The 22,036-nt window shown below is 43.7% G+C and carries 13 protein-coding genes; 9 read left to right on the forward strand and 4 right to left on the reverse strand.

What is annotated here, in order from left to right:
* The first annotated feature begins 62 nt into the window (after nt 1-62).
* The 3 genes from KUV50_RS15250 (at nt 63) to KUV50_RS15260 (ending at nt 6,594) form a co-directional block, all read left to right on the forward strand.
* Entirely contained in the window at nt 63-3,395 is a 3,333-nt protein-coding gene (locus tag KUV50_RS15250; protein ID WP_222581043.1) for a SusC/RagA family TonB-linked outer membrane protein, read from the forward strand.
* A gap of 21 nt (nt 3,396-3,416) precedes the next feature.
* Complete coding sequence (locus KUV50_RS15255) at nt 3,417-5,015, forward strand: RagB/SusD family nutrient uptake outer membrane protein (RefSeq protein WP_222581044.1); 1,599 nt, start codon at nt 3,417-3,419, stop codon at nt 5,013-5,015.
* Nucleotides 5,016-5,298: 283 nt separating this feature from the next.
* Complete coding sequence (locus tag KUV50_RS15260) at nt 5,299-6,594, forward strand: Gfo/Idh/MocA family protein (RefSeq protein ID WP_222581045.1); 1,296 nt, start codon at nt 5,299-5,301, stop codon at nt 6,592-6,594.
* Between the two features lie 144 nt (nt 6,595-6,738).
* Here KUV50_RS15260 and KUV50_RS15265 read toward each other — a convergent pair whose 3' ends face one another.
* The 4 genes from KUV50_RS15265 to KUV50_RS15280 all read right to left on the reverse strand — a co-directional run bounded on the left by KUV50_RS15265 (nt 6,739) and on the right by KUV50_RS15280 (nt 10,517).
* Nucleotides 6,739-8,031 (reverse strand): Gfo/Idh/MocA family protein, encoded by a 1,293-nt coding sequence (locus KUV50_RS15265; protein WP_222581046.1) that lies wholly within the window; start codon nt 8,029-8,031, stop codon nt 6,739-6,741.
* A gap of 462 nt (nt 8,032-8,493) precedes the next feature.
* Nucleotides 8,494-8,661: a hypothetical protein gene (locus KUV50_RS15270; RefSeq protein WP_222581047.1), complete on the reverse strand. Its 168-nt coding sequence runs from the start codon at nt 8,659-8,661 to the stop codon at nt 8,494-8,496.
* Between the two features lie 113 nt (nt 8,662-8,774).
* The gene (locus KUV50_RS15275; protein ID WP_222581048.1) at nt 8,775-9,677 is read right to left on the reverse strand and encodes a PIG-L deacetylase family protein; all 903 of its coding nucleotides are present in this window, start codon (nt 9,675-9,677) and stop codon (nt 8,775-8,777) included.
* A gap of 168 nt (nt 9,678-9,845) precedes the next feature.
* Nucleotides 9,846-10,517 (reverse strand): hypothetical protein, encoded by a 672-nt coding sequence (locus KUV50_RS15280; protein ID WP_222581049.1) that lies wholly within the window; start codon nt 10,515-10,517, stop codon nt 9,846-9,848.
* 324 nt (nt 10,518-10,841) lie between these two features.
* Here KUV50_RS15280 and KUV50_RS15285 point away from each other — a divergent pair, with 324 nt between their 5' ends.
* From KUV50_RS15285 to rhaT, 6 genes are all read left to right on the forward strand, one after another.
* Nucleotides 10,842-11,393 carry an RNA polymerase sigma factor gene (locus KUV50_RS15285; protein ID WP_222581050.1) on the forward strand — a complete coding sequence of 184 codons (552 nt, stop codon included), beginning with the start codon at nt 10,842-10,844 and terminating at the stop codon, nt 11,391-11,393.
* 283 nt (nt 11,394-11,676) lie between these two features.
* Nucleotides 11,677-12,666 (forward strand): FecR family protein, encoded by a 990-nt coding sequence (locus KUV50_RS15290; protein ID WP_222581051.1) that lies wholly within the window; start codon nt 11,677-11,679, stop codon nt 12,664-12,666.
* A gap of 41 nt (nt 12,667-12,707) precedes the next feature.
* Nucleotides 12,708-16,181: a SusC/RagA family TonB-linked outer membrane protein gene (locus KUV50_RS15295; protein WP_222581052.1), complete on the forward strand. Its 3,474-nt coding sequence runs from the start codon at nt 12,708-12,710 to the stop codon at nt 16,179-16,181.
* A 21-nt stretch (nt 16,182-16,202) separates the two neighbouring features.
* A complete protein-coding gene (locus KUV50_RS15300) occupies nt 16,203-17,756 on the forward strand; it encodes a RagB/SusD family nutrient uptake outer membrane protein (RefSeq protein WP_222581053.1) in 1,554 nt (517 codons plus the stop codon).
* A gap of 202 nt (nt 17,757-17,958) precedes the next feature.
* Entirely contained in the window at nt 17,959-20,841 is a 2,883-nt protein-coding gene (locus tag KUV50_RS15305; protein WP_222581054.1) for a glycosyl hydrolase, read from the forward strand.
* A 109-nt stretch (nt 20,842-20,950) separates the two neighbouring features.
* Nucleotides 20,951-22,021, forward strand: coding sequence for an L-rhamnose/proton symporter RhaT (gene rhaT, locus KUV50_RS15310; RefSeq protein WP_222581055.1), 1,071 nt, complete (start codon nt 20,951-20,953; stop codon nt 22,019-22,021).
* The last annotated feature ends 15 nt before the right edge of the window (nt 22,022-22,036 follow it).

Here is a 22,036-nt window from a genome sequence, read left to right on the forward strand (position 1 = left end):
GAAAACGAAAATATTTAATTCGAGTATAAATAATTTGTATTACAGACTATAAATTTATGATTATGATTGTGAGAAAATACCAATTTATCGCATGGTTGTTTTTCTCTCATGTGCTCTTTGCACAGGGGGATTTAGCTGTGAATATGTACAGCATGCCCCATGTGGTGCAGGAGTCTCCCAAGGGAGATGCGCTTACCAGCGTATTGCAGGATGTGGAGAAACAATTTGATGTATATTTTAATTATGATCCGGAATTGTTGAAAAACAAAGAGATCAGTTTTGAGTTGAATGAATCAGTGGATTTGGAACATACGTTGCGTCAGATCCTCAACCCATTGAATCTTCGATTCGAGAAAATAGCAGATAATTACTACACCATTCTTTCCGATTATTCCAGAAAGAAGATTGCTCCGCGACAAATCAAAACCGAAAATTTGTCTGTCGAGCGAACCGTGCCTGTGAGGAGATCCCATAAGGTGACCAAAAAACTGACAGCAGGACGTCTTCATTCCCTGAACAGGAGTCCAATAAACCCGCTGAAGGAGGTTCAGACGCTCACTGGGCAAGTGGTTGATCAGGATGGAGAACCCTTGATCGGGGTCAATGTTCTAGTTAAGGGAACCAACCAGGGTACAGCTACGGATTTCTCAGGAAACTTTATCCTCAATAACATTGATGACAATGCTACCTTGTTGGTATCTTATATAGGTTATCAAACTATAGAAGTAAAAGTAGACGGTCGGTCTACAATCAAAATCACATTGCTGGAAGATTCCCAGGTGCTCGACGAAGTCGTGGTCGTTGGTTACAACACCGTGGAACGAAAGCACGTTGCTTCCTCCATTGAGTCGGTGGATATGTCTAAAGTTCAGACCCGCCCTATTCAAAAGTTACAGGAAGGATTTAGTGGGACTGTAGCCGGTGTGACGATGATGCAGGGGAGTAACCTGCCCGGTAGTGTGCCGGGAGATATTCGGATCCGGGGAATCAGTACGCTTCAGAGTGCATCTCCCTTGGTTATAGTGGATGGGATGGAACAGTCACTGACGGATATTGACCCAAATCAGGTCAAGAGTATTAGTGTATTGAAAGATGCAGCAGCGGCTTCTATGTATGGATCCAGAGGAGCCAATGGTGTAATTATTATAGAGACAGAACGAGGTACTACCGGCGAATTTAAAGTAAATCTACATACCTGGACTGGATTGCAATCACCCATTGATTTACCCGATTTTGTTAACTCCCCGGATTATATGAAGCTGAATAATGAAGCGCGGAGTATGCAGGGGCAGACACCTCAGTTTTCTGAAGAAGAAATTGCAAAAGCAGAAAGTGGTGAAATTCCTACCGTGGACTGGTTGGATAAAGTCATGGAACGCCAGGCGTATACGCACAATACCTCGGCCAGTATTTCTGGTGGTGGCGGTGTAGGTACTTTTAATCTGATGCTGGGCTATCTCGAAGGGGGTGGGCTGAACAATCTGGAAGGAACCAATAAATTCAGTGCCCGGTTCAATACAAACATCAATATCGCCGACCGATTGATTTTGTTGGCGGATTTTTATGCACATCAACTTCACGTGGATCGGTTGCACGCCAATAGCGATGGTCACGGATTGTACACCAGAGCATGGTGGATGAATCCCACACAGCAACCCTTCTATGAGGATACCGATATCAATAAGCACTATATCCTTCACAACGATGACCAAAATCCATTGGCACGTATCCACGAAGGCGGGACAAGAAACTACCTGTATGATCGGAGTACGATCAATCTGCGACCCCGGTATTATATCAATGATAACCTCCACATTGCAGGTAATGTATCCTATATGATCAATAAGTCCGCTTACAAATACAAGCGACCCACATTCAAGTTCTATGATGGTGACGGCAAACCAGTTACCGTATGGCAGAACTCTGTGGGCGCATCTCAGCGGGTCAGCGAAAGCCAGATTACCGCCCGGGCATTGATTAATTATGAAAAAGATCTGCGACAGAATAAAGATAAAATCTACCTGGTGGGTGGATCAGAGATCATGAATTTTAACTACACGGATTATCGCGAAATATCCAAGTCTTCCTTTTTTGGGAAATTGAATTACTCGTTTGACAACAGATATCTGCTTGAGACCACGCTGCGGACCGATGGTAGCAGTAAATTTGCACCTGGACATCAGTGGGGTTTCTTCCCCTCTGCATCACTGGGGTGGAACCTGCACAATGAATCGTTTATGGCCGGGTTGAAAGATAAGGGGCTCATCAACAATCTAAAGTTGAGAGCATCGTACGGTAAGATCGGTAATGAAAATGTTGCCCCGTACTTATGGCAGGAAGTTGTTAATACATGGGGATGGACCATCCGGGTACCCAATCCGGAATTTTCCTGGGAGAAGCAAAAACAAGCGAACCTGGGAATTAATGTGACCATGCTCGACCGTCGGTTAAACTTCACCGCTGATGTTTACAACAAACATTCATTTGATTTGATTTATTCCAGTTTTCCTGTACCGCCATTGACGGGTTCGCACAGTCTGGAATCTTCTGTAAATATCGGAGAAGTAGAAAATAAAGGATGGGAAATGTCCGCCAGCTGGTCAGATAAGATCGGTGAACTGAACTATACCGTCGGAGGTATGGTTTTTGATAACCGAAATAAAGTGCTAAAAGCTGGATATACGGCAAACGACACGCTGATTTTCAAAGGGAATAGCGACAAGATCTGGTACAGTGGTATTGCCGTGGATAATTACTACGGTTATGAAAGCAATGGATATTTCCAAAATCAGGCAGAGATTGACGCTACCGAAGCAAAGTTACCCAATACCTTGCCCGGCGATATCCGATACGTGGATCAAAATGGGGATGGAATCATCAATGACGATGATCGGGTAAATCTGGGAGATCCTTTCCCGCATTACAATTTCTCTGTGACCTTGGATCTGAACTACAAAAGATGGGACTTTTCCATCCTGGGCCAAGGGGTCGGTGAACGAACCGGCCGACTCAATGGACTGGAAGGTTATCCGGTGCATATGGACGGATCGACCAACAGCCTGGGAACACCAAGACAATACTATATGGACAATCGGTGGACCCCGGATAATCCGGACAGTCGGTTCCCGCGGGTATGGACAGGTTCTACTCCCAACGCAATCCTGAGTGATGTTTGGTTGAGTGACGGTGCTTTTTTCCGGATCAAAACCATTCAGCTGGGGTATACATTCCCACAAATTGGAAGCGGTGTGAGCAATTTGCGACTTTACTTTAACGCACAGGATGCTTTCACATTCACCAATTGGGAAGGACTCGAGCCAGAGCGCAACGGTGGAAGTGGAAAATATCCTCGAATGGCCACCTTTAGTTTTGGTGCCAAAGCGACATTGTTTTAATCAATCATAAAAATGACAAATATGAAACGTATATTATATATCACCCTATCCATCCTGTTGTTGACCGGCTGTGAAGATTTCCTCAATAAGACGGATCCAACAGCGACTTCCTTCGTGGAGTTTTTCAATGACGAAGATGATTTGCGTCGGGTTACTTACAGTAGTTATTACGATGTTTTTACACATCACAGTAATCGAAGGTTTCTGTTTTATATGAAAGATGCCCGATCGGACAACGCCTATTCGCGTATCTCGGGAGACCATCATCAATCGATCGCCAACGGCAACTTGAAAAGTAGTAACCGTGCCGGAGAGTACTACTACACTATTTCGATGAAGCATATTGGCCGACTGAATACCTATATTGATAACATCAATGAGCCTTATGTGGAGGACGAATCCGTCCGGACCCGATATGAAAATATACTGAAAGGGCTCCGTATCTGGCATTATTTCAGATTGACAAGTCGGTTTGGGGATGTACCTTTCCGTCTTTCACCGGCTACTCTGGATGAAGCCAGAGTGCCGGCTACGCCCAAAGAGGAAATCCTGGATACCATCTTTCCACTAGCGGTGGATATCGCCGAAAGGTTGCCTAAAGAAGAATACACGACGAATAAGTACATGTTCAACGAGTATTCACTTAAGGCTTTGACGATGCGTTATGCTTTGTACAATGAACGATATGATCTGGCTATACAGTTGGCACAGGAGATTATGGATAGTGGAAACTATGAGTTGTATCCGGTGTACGGTGATTTGTTCAATTACAAAGCTTCATCAAGCAATGATGAATTTATTTTGCATCTGGACCGAGAAAGTCACTCTGGAAGCAGCAGTCATTCTTTTCAATTCTTGGGCCCCCACTATCGGACCGGTAATGGGAAGTCCTACGTTGTTCCTTTGAAATCGTTGGTGGATTCGTATTGGACTTTGCAAGGTGATCCGATCGATGAAAGCGAACTGCATTCAGAGGAAGAATATATGCTTAATCCGCATCTAAACAGAGATCCGCGGTATCATGCATCAATTATGGGGCATGGCGATATATTCTACGGGGACACCATTGATATTTACAATGACAACAGCCCGATGTTTCACAATGTAGAGCGGGGCAGCAGATCTGGCTACTGGTTCAAAAAATTCGTTGATGAAGCGGATGCATTCCGAAGCAGTGGCAACATGGAGTATGGTTTGCTGCGTTATGCAGAGGTGCTTTTGACTTATGCTGAGGCTAAGATAATGAAGAATGAGATCGATGATTCGGTCAAGGAAGCTATCAATATGATTCGGGAGCGAGCAGGTCTGGATATGGATTATGCTGATGTGACTTTACCCAAATATGATGCATACTCTCAGAACGACTGGATTGAATTGATCCGAAATGAAAGACGGATAGAATTAGCTGGTGAAGGGATCCGTTATGATGATATTATTCGATGGCGAATTGCTGAGGATGTTCTCAATCAACCAGCTTTGGGGCACACCCGGAAAATTAACGGCGAATTGGTTTCTTTGAAAATTGAAGACCGAAGCTTTGAACCGTATCAATACTTGTGGCCATTCCATGAATCTACGCTCAAAGTTAATCCGAAGCTGAAGCAAAATCCGGGCTACTAATTCAATGGAACCTTGAGAGCTAAAAGTTGAACAGAAACAGTCAAAATTGAAATGACTTAACTGGTCAGAAAATAGCCTTGAAATGGGCTACTAGTTAAAGCTTACAGCCTACAACCTACAAAAAAGGAGCCATCATTATGGCTCCTTTTTTTTAATGGGTCACGAATCTGTCGGAAGGATGAGCCGCTCAGAATTAACACCATCAGATTGGATAATTTTCTTAAATCTTTTACATCTTTTCCATATATTGAGAGTTCGTTTGAAATTCTAACTACATACTTGTATGACTTATATAAAGAACAGACGTCAATTTATGAAGACGACCGGGCTAAGCTTAGCCGGATTGCCCTATATCACCTGCAATTTAATAAAATCGCCACCGAGCGATAAAATTCGGGTAGCACACGTTGGTGTGAATGGAATGGGAAGCAGCCATATTCGCTGGTTCGCGGGTTTTGAAGATACCCAAACGGTAGCGCTCTGTGATGTGGACGACCACCATTTGGCCAAAGCTAAAAATCTTTTGTCGTCCTTACAGACTGGCGGTCAAGTGGATGGCTACGGAGATTATAGACGGATCATGGATCGAAAAGATATCGATGTCGTGACCTGTGCCACACCCGATCATTGGCATGCACTGGTCGCCATTCATGCTTTTGAATCAGGAAAGGATGTTTATGGAGAAAAACCACTTAGCTATTCCGTCAAAGAAGGGCAAGCCATGCTGGCTGCAAAACAAAAACACAACCGAATTTTTCAGTTGGGTACGCAGATTCACGCCGGAGACAACTATCACCGGGTTGCTGAATTGGTTCAGTCGGGCATATTGGGCGATATTCATACCGTGCGGCTGTGGAAGACGGGTGGAACATCAGGTCTGAGGTATCCAGAATTTCAGGATCCACCGGAACATCTGGATTGGAATATGTGGTTGGGGCCTGCTCCTTATTCAGAGTACACCCCCGTGCGCTGCCACAAAACCTATCGAAGCTTTTTCGATTATTCCGGCGGCGTATTTGCGGACTTCTGGTGTCACATAGCTGATATCATGTACATGTCGATACATCCTACAGGATTATCCAGTATCGATGCACGGGGCGAAGTTCCTACGGACGGCATTGCTGATACCCCAAAATGGATTGACGTGGATTATAAATTTGAAGGATTGGATGTGCACTGGACGACTACTCCACCTGATGTCCCCGGAGCCAAGGACATGGGTATTGGGGCCCACTTTGAGGGAACAAAGGGCAGCCTGACCTGTGATTATAATACCCGAAAGATCCGAATTGGGAATGACGTCATGGATGATGTAAATGAAGTTCCTAAATCAATAGCGCGTTCTCCGGGACATCAACGCAATTTTCTGGATTCTGTGAAATCCAGAAATGAACCGGAAAGTCACCTGGCTTATGCCCGGGAGATGACCTTGCCTATGCATTTGGGTCTCATCTCATTCCGTTTGAAGCGAAAGATAAATTGGGATGCCCGATCCGAACAGATTGTCGGTGATGCTGAGGCTAATGCGATGCTGTTCCGGCCATATCGTTCGCCCTGGGAATTACCAAATAATGGATGATTTGTCCGTCAAGAATAAAAGTGGTACCGGGATGATCAGCACCATAGAATCCATTAGTCATTTTTCATTGCATGATTACTGATAGGGAAGATTAATAAAACGGATTCGAATTTAAAATCTTCTAATTTCGAACCATGTTTATCTTTACCCCTTATCGCCCTGTTTTACAATGGGATAAATTCCGTCTTCATTCGGCAAAACAGGAGGTGTCTGGTCCCAACTGGTAATTTCAGGAGCCAGCTGAATATCTGAGTTCAGAGATTCCTCCCATTTAATTACCTGACCACTTTGTGCTGCCATTCTTCCCATATTGGCTGCATGAGAACTGTGGGCACCGAATACCGTATCATTATGCGGCCGGTTTTTACGAATTGCTTCAAAGAACACATTGTGCTCTTGTTGATACGCGTTTGTATCATCTTTCGAAGGTTTGTACTTCCAGAGTAGTTCGCCGTCATAGCTTTTGATTCCTTCTCTGTAATTGGCTGTTCCTTTTGTTCCGATAAACCAAGATCCGCCTTTGCGAAAAGTCCGGTCAATGGTTCGAATTTCACTATGGAGTTTGCTACCATCTTCATAAGTGTATTCCAAATAAAAATGATCATAACTGTCGCCCGTTCCTGGTCCATCGAGTGCGAGACGACCTCCGATGCCTTGCACACTAATGGGGTAGGCGTCCTTGACCCAGTGCACTATATCTGTATTGTGGATCTGCAATCCACCCGTCGCTCCAGCCCACATCCAGTCAAAGAAATGCCAGTTTTTGATCTGGTAGGCGAGTTCTCCACTGGTCTGGCTTCTCGGAATAAGCAAATAGCTGCCTTTCATGTAGTAACAGGTACTGCTTACTATGGGACCAATAATGCCGGATTGTAGTTTTTCTACCATCTGCTGATATGCTGAATCGTATCTATTTTGAAGTCCTACAACGACTTTTAGATTTTTCTCGGTTGCTTTTTTACCGGCTTCCAGGATTCGACGGGTCCCCGGACTATCGCAAGACAACGGTTTTTCCATGAAAACATGCTTTCCTTCTGCAACGGCAAACTCGAAATGTTCCGGGCGAAAAGCCGGGGGTGTTCCCAAAATAACTACATCGCATTCCCGGATCGCTTTTTGATAGGCATCGAATCCCAAAAACCTATTTTCAGTTGGTACCTGAATCCGATCACTGATCTCCTCTATATCCATCAAAGCAGTATAACTTTTCATCAAATGATCTTCAAACAATTCGGCCATGGCCACTAATACGGTATTCTCATCTGCCATGAGCGCCTGCACAGCTGCCCCGGTCCCCCGGCCTCCGCAACCGACCAAAGCAATCTTTAATGTGTCGCTTCGCAGCGGTGCTCTGGTTATAGAAAATAAATGGGGGCTGGCTAAAGCTGCGCCTGTGACCAGGGAGGTCTGCCGGATAAAGTTTCTGCGTTTATTCATGATGGAAACTGGTTTTTGTCTAGTATTAAATTGTGCTGAATTATTCATCCTGACAAACCCCCCGAAGCAGCAGTGGGGATGACAGTAGGTCTCAAGGAATTCCATTTTTATAGTATGAAATTTCGATTGGACTTTATTCAACACGACCAAAAGTACGATAAAAAACGATCATTATGAAAATGTTGTTCTCTATGATGCTAATCATTTGAGGGCGTTCTGTTCCTTGTCAATAATGCCTCCAAATCGGGGAACGCCGTTGATGCATAGTGCATGAAGTCTGCCGGTAGTGAACAGGAAATTGTTCCTTGCCTAGGGGTCTTCAGCTATGTAATAACAACCCAATCTGCGGTCGAAGACCGAGCTTATGATCAGGCCCATTTATATATGATGATGCCATCTTGACCAGGATTGGATAGACATCTTCAAAGAAAAGATTTGCCTGATCTCGAAGATCTGTTAGCTCTAATCCACCTTGGACTTAATAAAAAAATAACCGGCCAAAAGAATGATCGACCAAACCACAAATCCAATCACGGCTTGTATAAGTTCCAAAACTGCGCTGGCGACAAGACCGCCGGCCACGACCAGTCCGACCACTACTAAAATAGTTATTATTACTCCTTTCTTCATAGGGACTTGTTGTTTAAAAATTGATTGAAATTTCCTGGCTACATAAAATTGAAGGTAGTGGAATTTGATATATGTGCTTGTTGTTATTCATCATAAAATTACTAGAATAGTAATTATTGATCTGTCCCAGGTAGCATTGGAAACAATTTAAGGATTTCATCCCGATCAGGCTGGCTGCCGTACTCACAAATTTCAAAAGATTCAATGTGGTGCGCTTGGGTTCTTTCTTTTTCGGGATACCATTCGGTAAGCCGCGCCCGGGCAACTGGATCTATTGGTTTTGCCCGTTGTTCTCTCAACCATTCCTTTCTGGCTTCTTTTCCGGTAGGTACGATTCCGTCATAATTACTAATCCAGGGCAACCATTCGTAAAACTGTGATACGTGAGCATCGAGAGCATTTATTTTTTTATCGATGACCGGCGTAATATCTACTGTAATATCCGGTGAAAACGGATTGGGCTTTTGGAATCGATCTTCGAAATAAAGAAAAACCGGATTCTTACTGAGTGGTGGCGTATCTGCAGCCACATTGGGCACACCGACCATAAAGGCAGCGTCCTGGACCAGCACACCTGTGTATCGATGATCAGGATGGTAGTCATTGGTTCGGTGAGAGATGACAACATCCGCTTTCCATTCCCGGATTTTGCGTATGATGTCCTTGCGGTTTTCAAGTGTGGGCATTAGTTCTCCGTCGTGATTGTCCATGACTTCATATTCTGCGATACCGAGTCTTTTGGCTGATTCGTGAGATTCTGCCGTTCGACGACGTGCCAATGCTCCACCACCCATTTCCATATGTCCCGCATCTCCATTGGTAAGCGAAAGAAACTTAACCTGGTGCCCCATTTGTGCAAAGAGTGCAGCCGTTCCTCCACTTCGTATGTCGCAATCATCGGGATGAGCACCGATCATTAAGATTCGGAGCGAACCGGATGAAGTTTGGGATGATGCAGGTATTGTCATGACACATAGGGAAGTAAGGATGATAAAAAGGGGGAAATTTAATTTCATGGGTCGAATTTTCATTTGAGCGAGTAAAATACGAAATACATTGATAATTTTTTTATTCCTCAAGAGGTGGTTTATGGCAGGGGGCCTAAAACCAAACAACAACCGATTCCACTACACATTAATTCATGGATCAACTAATTGAATAACTAATAACTTAATAACCACCCACTACTTTTCAAATACCACTGCCGATGAATCGGCTCCCAGTTCACTCAGTTGTGCTCTGATGTCTTTGACCATTTGCTTTGGCCCGCATACATAAAAGTGCTGGTCAAAATCATGAATAGTTTCTTCCAGATAGGCTTTATCAATCATGCGGTGGTCATAGCCGGATTTTTTCTCGTTCGTCAGCGTATTAATGAACCGATCGCCAAGCATTCGGGTAAATTCGCCCTTGAGAATAATGTCCTCTTCGGTTTTGTTGGAAAAAATCAAGTAATGGTTGTCAAGCTTATCATCGTGTTCCAGCATGCGAAGAATAGAAATAAACGGGGTAACACCAGCCCCTCCTGCGATAAAATAACCCGGTCCGTCATAATTTATGGAGCCCCATACATCATGCAGGATCAATTCATCTCCCTCTGTCAACAAACCAATTTGCTCGGTAACTCCCTGGTGGTCTTTGTATACCTTTATTGTAAATTCAAGATTTTCATCATGATTCAATGAGGTGAATGTAAAGGGTCTTTTTTCGTTTTTCCATTTTTCTTTGTTAATGGCGACTTCAGTGGCTTGCCCGGGGATAAAATTATATCCTGCTGGTTTTTTAACGACGATTCTCCGGACGTCATGTGTGACAGCTTCTGTGGCGAGGACTTTAACGATGTGACTTTCTTCCATGATGGTAAAGATTTAGTTGATAAAAGATTGGTATGTTCCCGGACGCAACGAACATTATAATAGTATTAAATAAAATACGGGACATTTTGTTTAGAATTCGATAACATAGTGTATCAAAGCGCAAAATATGAAATGATTTCTTTTCACTGGGTTTGTGGTGATTTTATTCTCTGAAAATCAATTCAGATCAGTGGCTTGTTAACGAAAATTAGGAATATACTTTGAATATATAAAAATAGTACCTATTATTAGGGAAGGTTACCAAAGGGGCAGTGCTAATAAAAGACCCCATCTCAGAAACAACAAAGGTGAAAGAATTGTGATATGGACAATATTAACGTCGATCAAGAATCCTGGATTTTATTGAAACAAGGCGATCAGAAGGCGCTTTCCCGGATTTATCACCGGTATTATGCTTCACTCCATCAATACGGTTATAAATTGACCGGAGATACGGCTTTGGTAGAAGATTGCCTTCAGGAAATGTTCCTTTACATGTATGAGAAAAGACAAACGCTCGGAGATGTCACCTATATACGTGCTTATCTTTTTCGGTCTTTTCGTCGTCGCCTTCTAAAGAAGTTACGCAATCAGCGCAGGTCGGTCTATGTTTCAATGGATGATTCCTGGATGGTGATGCCCAACGAACTGGAAGCACTGGACCATGATGAAAACCAACGAAAGATGCTGGCTGCTTTGATTAATGGCCTTTCACCCAGACAACGAGAATTGATTTATCTTAGATATTATAATGATCTTTCACCCCGTGAGATAGCCGAAATGCTGTCTATATCATACCGTGCAGTCATTAATACCCTGTATAAAGCTATGGTTAAACTTCGGGCACATCGGGATAAACTGGAAGATATCGAATAAACTGTGCCGGTCAGAAGCTAGTTTTTTACAATCTCTGAAAAGATGCGGACTTCTTTTTCGAAAAGAAAATATAACTGTATCGCGAGACGTGGATACCACCTAAGACCGGTAGTTGATCCCAATCTATCTTTACCTGAAAAAATATCTTTTTCTCTTTATTTGAAAAAATTTCAAAATTAATAGGTGACCAAATCGGTTGTAACTCCTCTCTATAGATAAATCACGCTCTCACGAGATCAATTTTTTTTAAAAGAGGTAATCACACCCCACTGGGGTTCAGTATATGGCAAAAAGAAAATCCATAAAGGTCGAAGATTTGATCGAAGATCACACATTCTTGCAGTGGGTGAAGGGCGAAAACAATCCACAAGCTCAGGAATGGGAATACCGATATCACAATTTTCCTTCTGACCGAAAAGTCATGGATCAGGCAAAAATATTGGTGGAAGGGATTCCATTTAATCGGCGGTTTATCTCTGATCAAAAAGTAGAAAGGGCCTGGGAGGATGTCACGAATGCACTTGATGCTGCATCAAAAGAGCAGGCCACTAAAACCTTCTTAAAGTCGGATTGGAAGATCGCCGCAGCGATACTATTTATCGTGATGGCAGGTACCGGACTGTACGCTATTTTTCAAAATAGTGAGAAAGTTTATCAGACTGCTTTTGGTGAAAGACTGGAAGTCACCTTGCCCGATGGTAGCCAGGTGACGATGAACACGAATTCGACCCTGCGATATGTGAGAAACAACCCGCGCCGGGTAGTGATGACGGGCGAGATTTATTTTGACATTGAAAAAAAACCGGAAACCGGCGAACCATTTATCGTTCAGACCCCTGATCTGGACATACAGGTGCTTGGTACAGAGTTTAATGTGAACAGCCGACTCAAAAAGACTGAAGTTTTACTTGATGAAGGGAGTATAGAACTGGATATAAAAGAAAAAGAACGCATCCGGATGGCGCCTGGTGATTTTGTGAGTTATTCATCGCTAGAAAACAGAATCCTGGAACAGCAAAAAGCTAAGAAGCCGGAAGTGATCACATCCTGGAAAGATGGGGTACTATTGTTGGATAGCGTTTCAGTTGCTTCTGCTCTGTTGTTGCTGGAGGAAACCTATAATATAGAAACACACATAGAAAATTCAGAGGTTGCTGAAAAAATGCTGATCGGTGGGGTTCCAAATGATAATCTGGAAACATGCGTCGCTGCATTGCGAACAATATACAACCTGGATATACATATAAAAAATGACACCCTGATGGTGCGATAAATTTATTTAAAACGATTCATGACAATTAAATACATCTGATTATGGAAAAATTTTTACGTTTAAGATGGATGGGGCTGGCACTGTTGCTGCTACTGTTTCAGTCTCCCGGAACCGCTGAAGAGCGGATCTCGTCCACCAAGGAAAGGCAATTAGCAGAGGTGCTCACTGAAATCAGTGAAAGATATCAGGTCATCATTACCTATGATGCGGCGATGGTCGAGGGAGTGAAAGTAGTGGTTGATAAGGAAGATATGACTGGTAAATTTGAAGAGGATTTTACTTTAATACTAGATCAGACCAATCTGGATTACAAATATTTGGGCACCAAGTATTATGTGATTTACAAAAACACCCGTCAAGGCAAAAAGACCATGAAGAAACTCAAACGTAAAATTGAGCAGCTTCAGTCGATTGAGTCTTCAGGAAAAGTAAGCCTGGGCCGCAAGCAAAGCGAACCCACAGGCAATGCGATGCAAATGCTGGAATCTATGGAAGATCTTGCCATCGGTATCGATCTTTCTGGAAGTGTCACCGATGTAGATGGGGAACCGCTCATTGGTGTAAATATTCAGGTCAAGGGAACCAATATTGGAACCTCAACCGATTTTGATGGAAAGTTCTCCTTGTCAAATGTAGATGAAGACGCAACTTTGGTCTTTTCATATATCGGCTACCAAACCCAGGAAGTGTCAGTCGATGGAAATTCTGAGATTAATGTGATTATGGCGTCCAACGCAGAATTGTTGGACGAACTGGTCGTTATTAGTTATGGTACCAGTACGAAAGCCGAAGTGACCGGATCAATTTCAACCATTGACGGATCAAAAGTTAAAGATGTTCCTTCCACCATGATTGGTCAAAAGCTTCAGGGAAAGGCAGCTGGATTGCAAATAACCCAAAGCTCCGGAAGACCTGGTGAAGGAATGTCGTATAGAATTCGTGGTGCTGCATCATTTTCCGGTGGTTTCCAACCATTGATCGTGGTCGATGGTCAACCCATCGTCGGATCCAATTCAGCGACTGGAGGGATCAGTTTTTTAGATCCAAATGACATCGCTGACGTTTCCGTTCTCAAAGATGCTTCTGCCACAGCACTATATGGTTCACGAGCTTCGAATGGTGTCATCCTCATTACGACAAAATCAGCTCGGGAAGGACAAACAGATATTTCACTGAATGTCTATACAGCGATGCAGAAGGTCCCTCAAAGAGGAAGACCGGATATCATGAACGGTACCCAGTTTGCGACTTTTATGAAAGGGCTTTATGAGGATAAGATCAAATACGAAGGACGAACCGATGGAATACCTGAAGCTTATCAGAATCCGTCGCAGTATGGTGAGGGGACCAACTGGTACGATGCGATGCTTCGTTCAGCACCCCAACAAAGTTATTCACTGAGTCTGACTACAGGGACGGAAAAGTTTTCATCTTCCAATACGCTGACTTACGTCAACCAGGATGGGGTACTATTGAATACCAATTTTAAAAGATATTCTTTACGCTCGAACAATGAATACCGACCCAACGATTACGTGAAATTTGGTATTAATATGGCTCCGTCGTTTCAGGTACGTCACAATACTGGGAGCGGCCTGGAAGGAAGCAGACAGTTGATCGGAACCGCAGCTATTGCTTCACCGATTATTCCTATATACGACAGTGAAGGGAATTTCAACTCCAACCTGCGTTCTCCCGGAATGCTTGGCGTAGCGAACCCTGTAGAACAATTGATGGTCAGAGATGAGAACAATGACCAGTTTCGCTTACTGGCAAACATTTATGGAGAGATTAGCTTTACGCCTAACCTGAAACTGAGAACAAGCCTCAATACAGATCTGGGAAGTCAAAATCTGAACTTTTTCCGGGGAACCAGGTACTACTCTGGTTTTAATCCAAATCTTCCGAATGATCCCTCCCGGAACAGAGCTTATAACAGCTCGGATAATTATGTATCGTGGATGAATGAAAATACGTTAACGTATGATCTGGACATTGACGATCACACGCTGAAATTCCTGGCGGGATACAGTGCTCAAAAGTGGGAACGTGATTACCGAACGGTCGATGGACGAAATTTTCCGGGTGATCAGGTGATTTGGGTATCCGGAGCGACTACGACCACGGGCAACACCAACCATGAAGCCTGGAGTATGGCTTCTGCGTTTGGACGGATAATGTATGATTTTGATCAAAAATATTTCGTAACAGCGAGCATTCGTCGAGACGGATCTTCGCGATTTGGTGCCGACAATAAGTACGGTAATTTCCCGGCAGTATCGGCTGGATGGATCCTGAGTAACGAGGATTTCTTCCCGAAGATGGATGCCCTGAATTTTGTGAAGCTTCGTGCGAGCTGGGGAAAAACCGGAAATTTCAACATTGGTAACTACCAGCAAATCTCAAACATTACCACCACGAACTATGTGTTTGGAGGAAGTGTGACGCCAGGACTATCATTGACAAACCTGGGTAATAAAAATCTGACCTGGGAAATTACGGATCAGACGGATATCGGGGTGGATTTTTCATTCCTGAACAACAGATTATCTCTGGGATATGATTATTTTCATAAGCTTACGTCGGGCATGCTTTTTGCTACATCGTTGCCTTATTCATCTGGTTTCTCCCAGATTCAAGCCAACGTCGGAGAGCTCAAAATATGGGGACATGAATTTCAGATTCGTTCCGAGAACTTAACCGGAGAGCTTTACTGGACCACAGACTTTAACATCAGTTTCAACAGAAATATAGTTCAGAAATTACCACCCAACACGCCGTTTATTGGAAATAACGGCCGGTACGGTCAAACAAACCGATCCGAAGAAGGACAGCCCATTGCTCAATTTTATGGATATATTTTTGAGGGCTTATATGTTGATCAGGCTGATTTGGAAAATTCTCCCATTGCTGAAGCTGAAGGATCCACCATCGGTACAGCTAAAATGAGAGATGTCAACGGAGACGGTGTGATAACGCCGGACGACCGGACACTTATCGGTGACCCCAATCCAGACTTTATTTTTGGACTAACCAATAGTCTGAGTTATAAGAATTTTGACTTTAATATGGTGATCAGCGGTCAATATGGCAATGATGTGATTAATATGTTGGATGAGGATTTGCTGAATATTGATGGAGTATTCAACATGAAAGCAGACATGCTCAATGTATGGCGTTCGCCGGAGAATCCTGGAAACGGACAAGTACCAAGAACCTTGTCTGGAACAACAGAGTTCTATCGAATACCACACACAGGCTGGATTGAAGATGGCAGTTTCTTATCTGTAAAAAATGTGACCTTAGGTTATACCTTTGATTTGAGCCAGGTGGCTTTTGTGAAATCGGCTCGGCTTTACGCCGGTATTCAGAATTTCCTGACCTTTACAAAGTTCAGTGGTCAAAACCCGGAATCAAATTTGTCCAGGGATAATTCTGTAACTCGATACGGACAGATCCGAAGTGCCTACCCGATGCCAAGAACCTTTACCATCGGGACGAACATTAATTTTTAATTGTCAGATAAACCTATAAAAATGAAAAATATAAAATATTTAATAGTGCTTATAAGTGCAGCTTGGGTTTTTACAGGCTGTTCCGAGAGCTTTTTGAGCCTCAGTCCGGAAGGTAACTTGAACGAAGGAATCTTCTTCAAATCAGAAGATGATTTTCAACAAGCTCTTGCAGGAGCCTACACACCACTCAGAGACATAGCCAATGAAGCTTATCTGATGGACGAAAGCCGTACAGACAATGCCAGGTATTTTTATTATGCCAAAGATCGGGGTAGTAACAATACAGAGAAAATGACCGATTATTTAACGACGACGGATAATGGTATCATTCTCAATCGATACCGGGCGGCCTATGTGGGTGTTTCACGGGTTAATACCATCCTGGATCGGATTGATGGAATCGAATTCACTAATAGTGCTGAGAAGAATCAGATCATAGGGGAAGCAAAAGTTTTGCGTGCACACTACTATTTTGATCTGGTACGAAAATTCGGGGGAGTTCCACTCTTCTTGAACGAGGTTAAAAACCCCAATGAGGCATATAAAGCCCGGGCAACCGTTGAGGAAGTATATGCTCAGGTTATATCAGACCTGAAGGACGCTATCGGTCTGTTATCCAATCCTACGTTTTCTGGTGATAATATCGGGCGCATTAACAAGGGCGTAGCGAGTACGGTATTGGCCCGCGTGTATATGATGCGTCAGGACTATCCAAATGCGATTCCTCTTCTTGAATCCGTAACCAATATGGGGTATGAATTGCTTCCAGACTACAGATCAATATTTGATCCATCCAATAAAGGAAACAAAGAAATGATCTGGGCGGTTCAATATCAAGCCGGAACAACCGGTCAGGGGAGTGAATTCGTCTATGATTTCACACCAATCGTTCCAAATACAGGGCCTATTCTTGGTGCTGATTTCAACAATACCCAAGGTGGATGGATGTATCCTACAGAGGATCTGATGAGTATATTTGATCCCGCAGATGCACGATTTGATGCCAGCATCGGGGTGTTTGAAGGGGATGAAGACGGTGATCAAAACTTTATCGTGACGGATAACAGTTTGAAAAGCATTGTCGGTTTTGTACCTGATCCAGAGAAGGAGGTTCGATATTTTCCGCGAAAATACTATTACCCCCCATACCCTGAAAAAAGTCAGGGAACAGATCAAAACTGGCCACTCTACCGCTATTCTGACGTACTTTTGATGTTGGCAGAATGCTACAATGAAGTCGGACAAGGTGATCCACTCGAATTGCTCAATGAGGTTCGGGCAAGAGCATTTGGTGATAATGACCACAATATAACAGAGAATGGTCAAGTCGCTCTTCGTGGTATCATTGCCACCGAACGAAGAAGAGAGTTAGCGTTTGAGAACAAGCGGTACGATGACCTGATTCGTACTGGTCGGTTAATTCCAGTCATGACTGCGTTTGGTCAGGAGCAGAAAGACAAGTTCAACTATCTGTTGCCGGAGACATATATTATTGATGAGCATGACCTATTGTACCCAATCCCTTTCCAGGAAATGCAATTGAACGACATGCTGGTTCAAAATCCCGGCTATTAGAACTATACTTTGACAGCTTATACCAGAAAGAAATCGCTTGCACGCGGGACTTTCTGGTATAACTGTTTTAGATTTATGCGATAAATTCTGTATTGATAACACCAACAAAGTGTCCCTGAGTTTTCTGACGATGCCGTGAAGTTGGATATACATTTGAGACTGATATCAGCGGAGTGCCTTTGTTTTAATCATTGAAATAATCATGGATAGAAGAAAATTTTTAATCAACAGCACCCTCACTACGTCCGGACTTGTCATATCGGGCTCCTTTCCACATTTGAAGGCGCAACGACATCAAAGCGATTTGGCTGGAAAAGATGAGCTTTATCAAATCTTTAATAATCCGGACATTAAGTACAGGCCGTTCGTTCGGTGGTGGTGGCTGGGAAATAAGATCCAGAAAAAAGAAATTGCCAGAGAACTGCGCGTACTTAAAGCTGCGGGCATTGGTGGTGTAGAAATCAATCCGATCGCATTTCCCGGGACCAATCAATATTCCAGAAAGACAGAGGATCTGGGAATTCCCACGATCGAGTGGTTGAGTGACGAGTGGCTCGAAATGCTGGATTTTGCTTTTAAGGAAGCCGCGTCGCTGGATATGACTTGTGATTTGATTGTCGGTACGGGGTTCCCTTTTGGAGCAGAGTTTGTAGAACCAGAAGATCGATCCCAGGTAGTCGTTATCGCAGTGAAAAAATTTGAAGGTCCCGTAAATACAGAATATTCCCTTTTTGATCTGTATAAGGAGGCTGATCCCCGTATCACGAATGAGTATACCGGACGGACGATGGAGATGCTTTCCGTGAAGTTGGTGCCGGATCCATTGACGAACATGGATGAGGTGATTGATCTTTCCGATCAGATCGAGAGTGGGGTCATCAAGGTGAAGACTTCGAAAGGAAATTATGCCCTGTATGCTTTGGTCCGGGTGGATGGCTTCGAGCGAGTCATTGTAGGTGCACCAGGTGGAATGGGACCGGTGGTGAATCATTTTGATAAAAAGGCAGTTGGAAACTTTCTCAACACCATTTCGGATCGAGTCAACGAAAAAATTGGCGGCTTTCCGTCGAACTTCAGATCCTTTTTTGTCGATAGCATGGAACTTGAAGGTGCCAACTGGAAAAGTGATATGCTGGAGGAGTTTAAGAAAAGAAGAGGCTATGATATTTTTCCATATCTTCCATTCATCTTGTTTAAGATAGGTCGGATGGGGAACAACATAGATCCCGAATACATCGCTGACATCAAACCCGAATTGGATGAAAAGCTGGCCCGGATGCGCTACGACTGGGCATTGACCAATGCAGAAGTGTTCCGTGAGAACTTTATTGCCACTTATTCGAAGTGGTGTACGGATAACAATGTAAAATCCCGAGCTCAATCATACGGCCGGGGTTACTTCCTGGTAGAAGGTAGTTTTGATATTGATATACCTGAGGCTGAAACATGGATTAAGAGAACAGAACAATATGAGATCGGCGATGATATCCCAGAAGCGGAGTTCAAAAAGATCCCCTGGGATCTGGGGCGCGGGTATACCATGATCAACAAATACCTTTCTTCAGGCGCCCATCTGAAAGGGAAGCGCCTCGTAAGTTCTGAGGAGCTCACCCATACCCGGGAAGTGTTCAATGAGGCTTTTGAAATATTCAAAATCGCCGGGGATAAAAGTACCATTACAGGGGTAACACACCCAGTGTTTCATGGGTTTAATTATTCTCCGCTTGATGTTCCTTTCCCAGGGTGGATTATTTGGGGTGGTGCATTTAGTGAACGGATGAGTTCCTGGCCTTATTTTAAGCATTACACGGATTATCGGTCGAGGTTATCCGCGCTGTTGCTGCAGGGCGATATGTATGCGGACATTGCGTTGCTGGCTCCTACATCTGATATGTGGGCGGAACTTGGCGCACAAAATGAACCGTTCCCGACCCATGTGATGCCTGATTATCAACCTTTGGTCTGGGAGTCGATCCATCAAAATGGTGGTGCCTGCGACTATGTTTCTGAACGAATAATCAGAGATGCCGATATTGTGAATGGATCACTGAAATATGGCGACCGAACATATCAAAGCATTTTCTTAATCGAGGTAGAAAGTATTATTCCGGAAGCTGCAGAAAAGCTGTATCATTTTGTCTCGCAGGGTGGCCGGGTGTTCTGCATCGAGAAAGAGCCGAATGGTGCACCGGGATGGAAAGATCACGAACAAAGGGATCAAAAAGTGCAGTCTTGGGTTGAAAAAATGAAAAAGCATCCGAACAACTTCATCCTGATCCGGCGTCCGCAAGAAAACTTTTGCGATTGGTTCGGTGAAGTACAAAAGAAATATGAACTCAGCCCTTCTGTGCGAATTAAAGATCCTAAAACATACATTACCCAAGTCAGATACCAAATGTCTGACGGCGAAGTATTCTTCTTTACGAATGCGAGCAATAGCCACAACTATACATTGGAAGCCACCTTCCCGGAGCATATTACGAAAGGAAAGCAGGCCTGGTTGTGGGATGCGACCAATGGAGAACGCTATAAATTGCGCTTGAATGGGAATAGTCTCACACTACCCCTGGGATACGCGGATTCTGCTATCATCGTATTCAACAATGATACAGAGGGTGCGTATTGGGAACCTCTTCCTATCGAAGGGGGAGCTCGTGCCAAGGTCATAAATGGAGTATGGGATGTTGAATTGCAACACTATAGCGGAAAACTGGAGTTTACGAAAATGGATGCCTTAAAAGACCTCAAAGACGTACCCCAGTATACTCATTTTGCCGGAACGGTGAAATACAGCAATACCTTCCAGGTAAAAGATAAAAATGATGTGAATTACCTCAATTTGGGTGACGTACACGGGATTTCCACAGTCGCAGTCAATGGAAAGGACTTAGGTGTTCAGTGGTTTGGCAATAGGGTATATCCGCTCAAAGACCATATACAAGAAGGTGAAAATACGGTTGAGATATGGGTGGTGACCGAAATGGCAAATTACTTGAAATCACTGAAAGACAACAACGTGGTCCAGCGATGGAATAGAAATCCACTAAAATCGCTGGGCTTAAAAGGGCCAGTTCAGGTTTATTAGATTTCCAAAACAGGCTTTGCAAGCTTACAGGAATGAATATGATTTGTCTTACCGGGCCGGTTACGCGTAGGTGACAGAAATTAATTAGTGCAATTAAAAAGGGATTAAATTGAATATACTAATCGGTGTCATATATCATTTTATCGGAGGGACAGCAGCCGGTAGTTTTTACATGCCCTATACGCGGGTTAAAAAATGGGCCTGGGAAACCATGTGGATCGTCGGCGGATTTTTCTCCTGGTTAATTGTACCTCTGCTTGCCGCTTGGTTGACCGTGCCGGGATTTGCAGGGATAATATCCTCTACTTCAAGTACGACACTGTGGTGGACCTATGTTATGGGGATTTTCTGGGGAATCGGAGGATTGACCTATGGACTCGGTGTGCGGTACCTGGGAATGTCCCTGGGCAATTCAGTTATTTTGGGACTGACGGCCGCTTTTGGGGCCCTGTTGCCTTCTGTGTACTATGACATTTTTCCGTCCGACGGAAAGGTTTCATTTACAGAGATGCTTCAGAGTGATTGGGGGCAGTATGTGCTCATTGGTGTGGTGATTTGTCTGGTCGGGATTGCAGTGAGCGGCCGGGCCGGGATCATGAAGGAGAACGAACTCTCAGCACAGGAAAAAGAAAGGGAAAAAAGAACTGGTACCGGGGAATTCAATGTGGGGCTGGGTTTGATAGTAGCGGTTGTATCCGGTGTGCTGAGTGCCTGTTTTAATTATGGTATTGAGATCGGAAAGCCGATGGCTGATATGGCTGTTGACAGAGGCGTGAATCCTCTGTTTCAGAATAATGTGATTTTTGTTGTTTTGCTGTGGGGTGGACTAACAACCAACTTTATATGGTGTACCTTTTTGAATTTTAAAAACAAGACCTACACTGATTATACCGATAAAAAAGCGCCTCTGAAAGCCAATTATCTCTTATCAGCTCTGGCGGGATTAACGTGGTTTCTTCAATTTTTCTTTTATGGAATGGGAGAAAGCAAGTTAGGAAATGGAGCGAGTTCGTGGATAGTGCATATGGCATTTATCATTTTGGTGGCAAATGTCTGGGGGCTGGTCTTGAAGGAGTGGAAAGGGGTAAGCAATAAGACATTGCGAACGGTTATTTTAGGTATTTTGATTATTGTATTGGCTATAGCCTTTGTGGGTTATGGCAATGGATTAAAAGCATAAATTTTATAAAATAGA

Origin of the sequence: Membranihabitans marinus (genome assembly GCF_019802045.1) — a bacterium.
Lineage (GTDB): Bacteria > Bacteroidota > Bacteroidia > Chitinophagales > Saprospiraceae > Membranihabitans > Membranihabitans marinus_A.

Coding starts and splice junctions, on each gene's coding strand:
- KUV50_RS15260 (WP_222581045.1), top strand. CDS start 5,299: ATGACTTATATAAAGAACAGACGTCAATTTATGAAGACGACCGGGCTA.
- KUV50_RS15250 (WP_222581043.1), top strand. CDS start 63: ATGATTGTGAGAAAATACCAATTTATCGCATGGTTGTTTTTCTCTCAT.
- KUV50_RS15285 (WP_222581050.1), top strand. CDS start 10,842: ATGGACAATATTAACGTCGATCAAGAATCCTGGATTTTATTGAAACAA.
- KUV50_RS15305 (WP_222581054.1), top strand. CDS start 17,959: ATGGATAGAAGAAAATTTTTAATCAACAGCACCCTCACTACGTCCGGA.
- KUV50_RS15270 (WP_222581047.1), bottom strand. CDS start 8,661: ATGAAGAAAGGAGTAATAATAACTATTTTAGTAGTGGTCGGACTGGTC.
- KUV50_RS15300 (WP_222581053.1), top strand. CDS start 16,203: ATGAAAAATATAAAATATTTAATAGTGCTTATAAGTGCAGCTTGGGTT.
- KUV50_RS15275 (WP_222581048.1), bottom strand. CDS start 9,677: ATGAAATTAAATTTCCCCCTTTTTATCATCCTTACTTCCCTATGTGTC.
- KUV50_RS15295 (WP_222581052.1), top strand. CDS start 12,708: ATGGAAAAATTTTTACGTTTAAGATGGATGGGGCTGGCACTGTTGCTG.
- KUV50_RS15280 (WP_222581049.1), bottom strand. CDS start 10,517: ATGGAAGAAAGTCACATCGTTAAAGTCCTCGCCACAGAAGCTGTCACA.
- KUV50_RS15255 (WP_222581044.1), top strand. CDS start 3,417: ATGAAACGTATATTATATATCACCCTATCCATCCTGTTGTTGACCGGC.
- KUV50_RS15290 (WP_222581051.1), top strand. CDS start 11,677: ATGGCAAAAAGAAAATCCATAAAGGTCGAAGATTTGATCGAAGATCAC.
- KUV50_RS15265 (WP_222581046.1), bottom strand. CDS start 8,031: ATGAATAAACGCAGAAACTTTATCCGGCAGACCTCCCTGGTCACAGGC.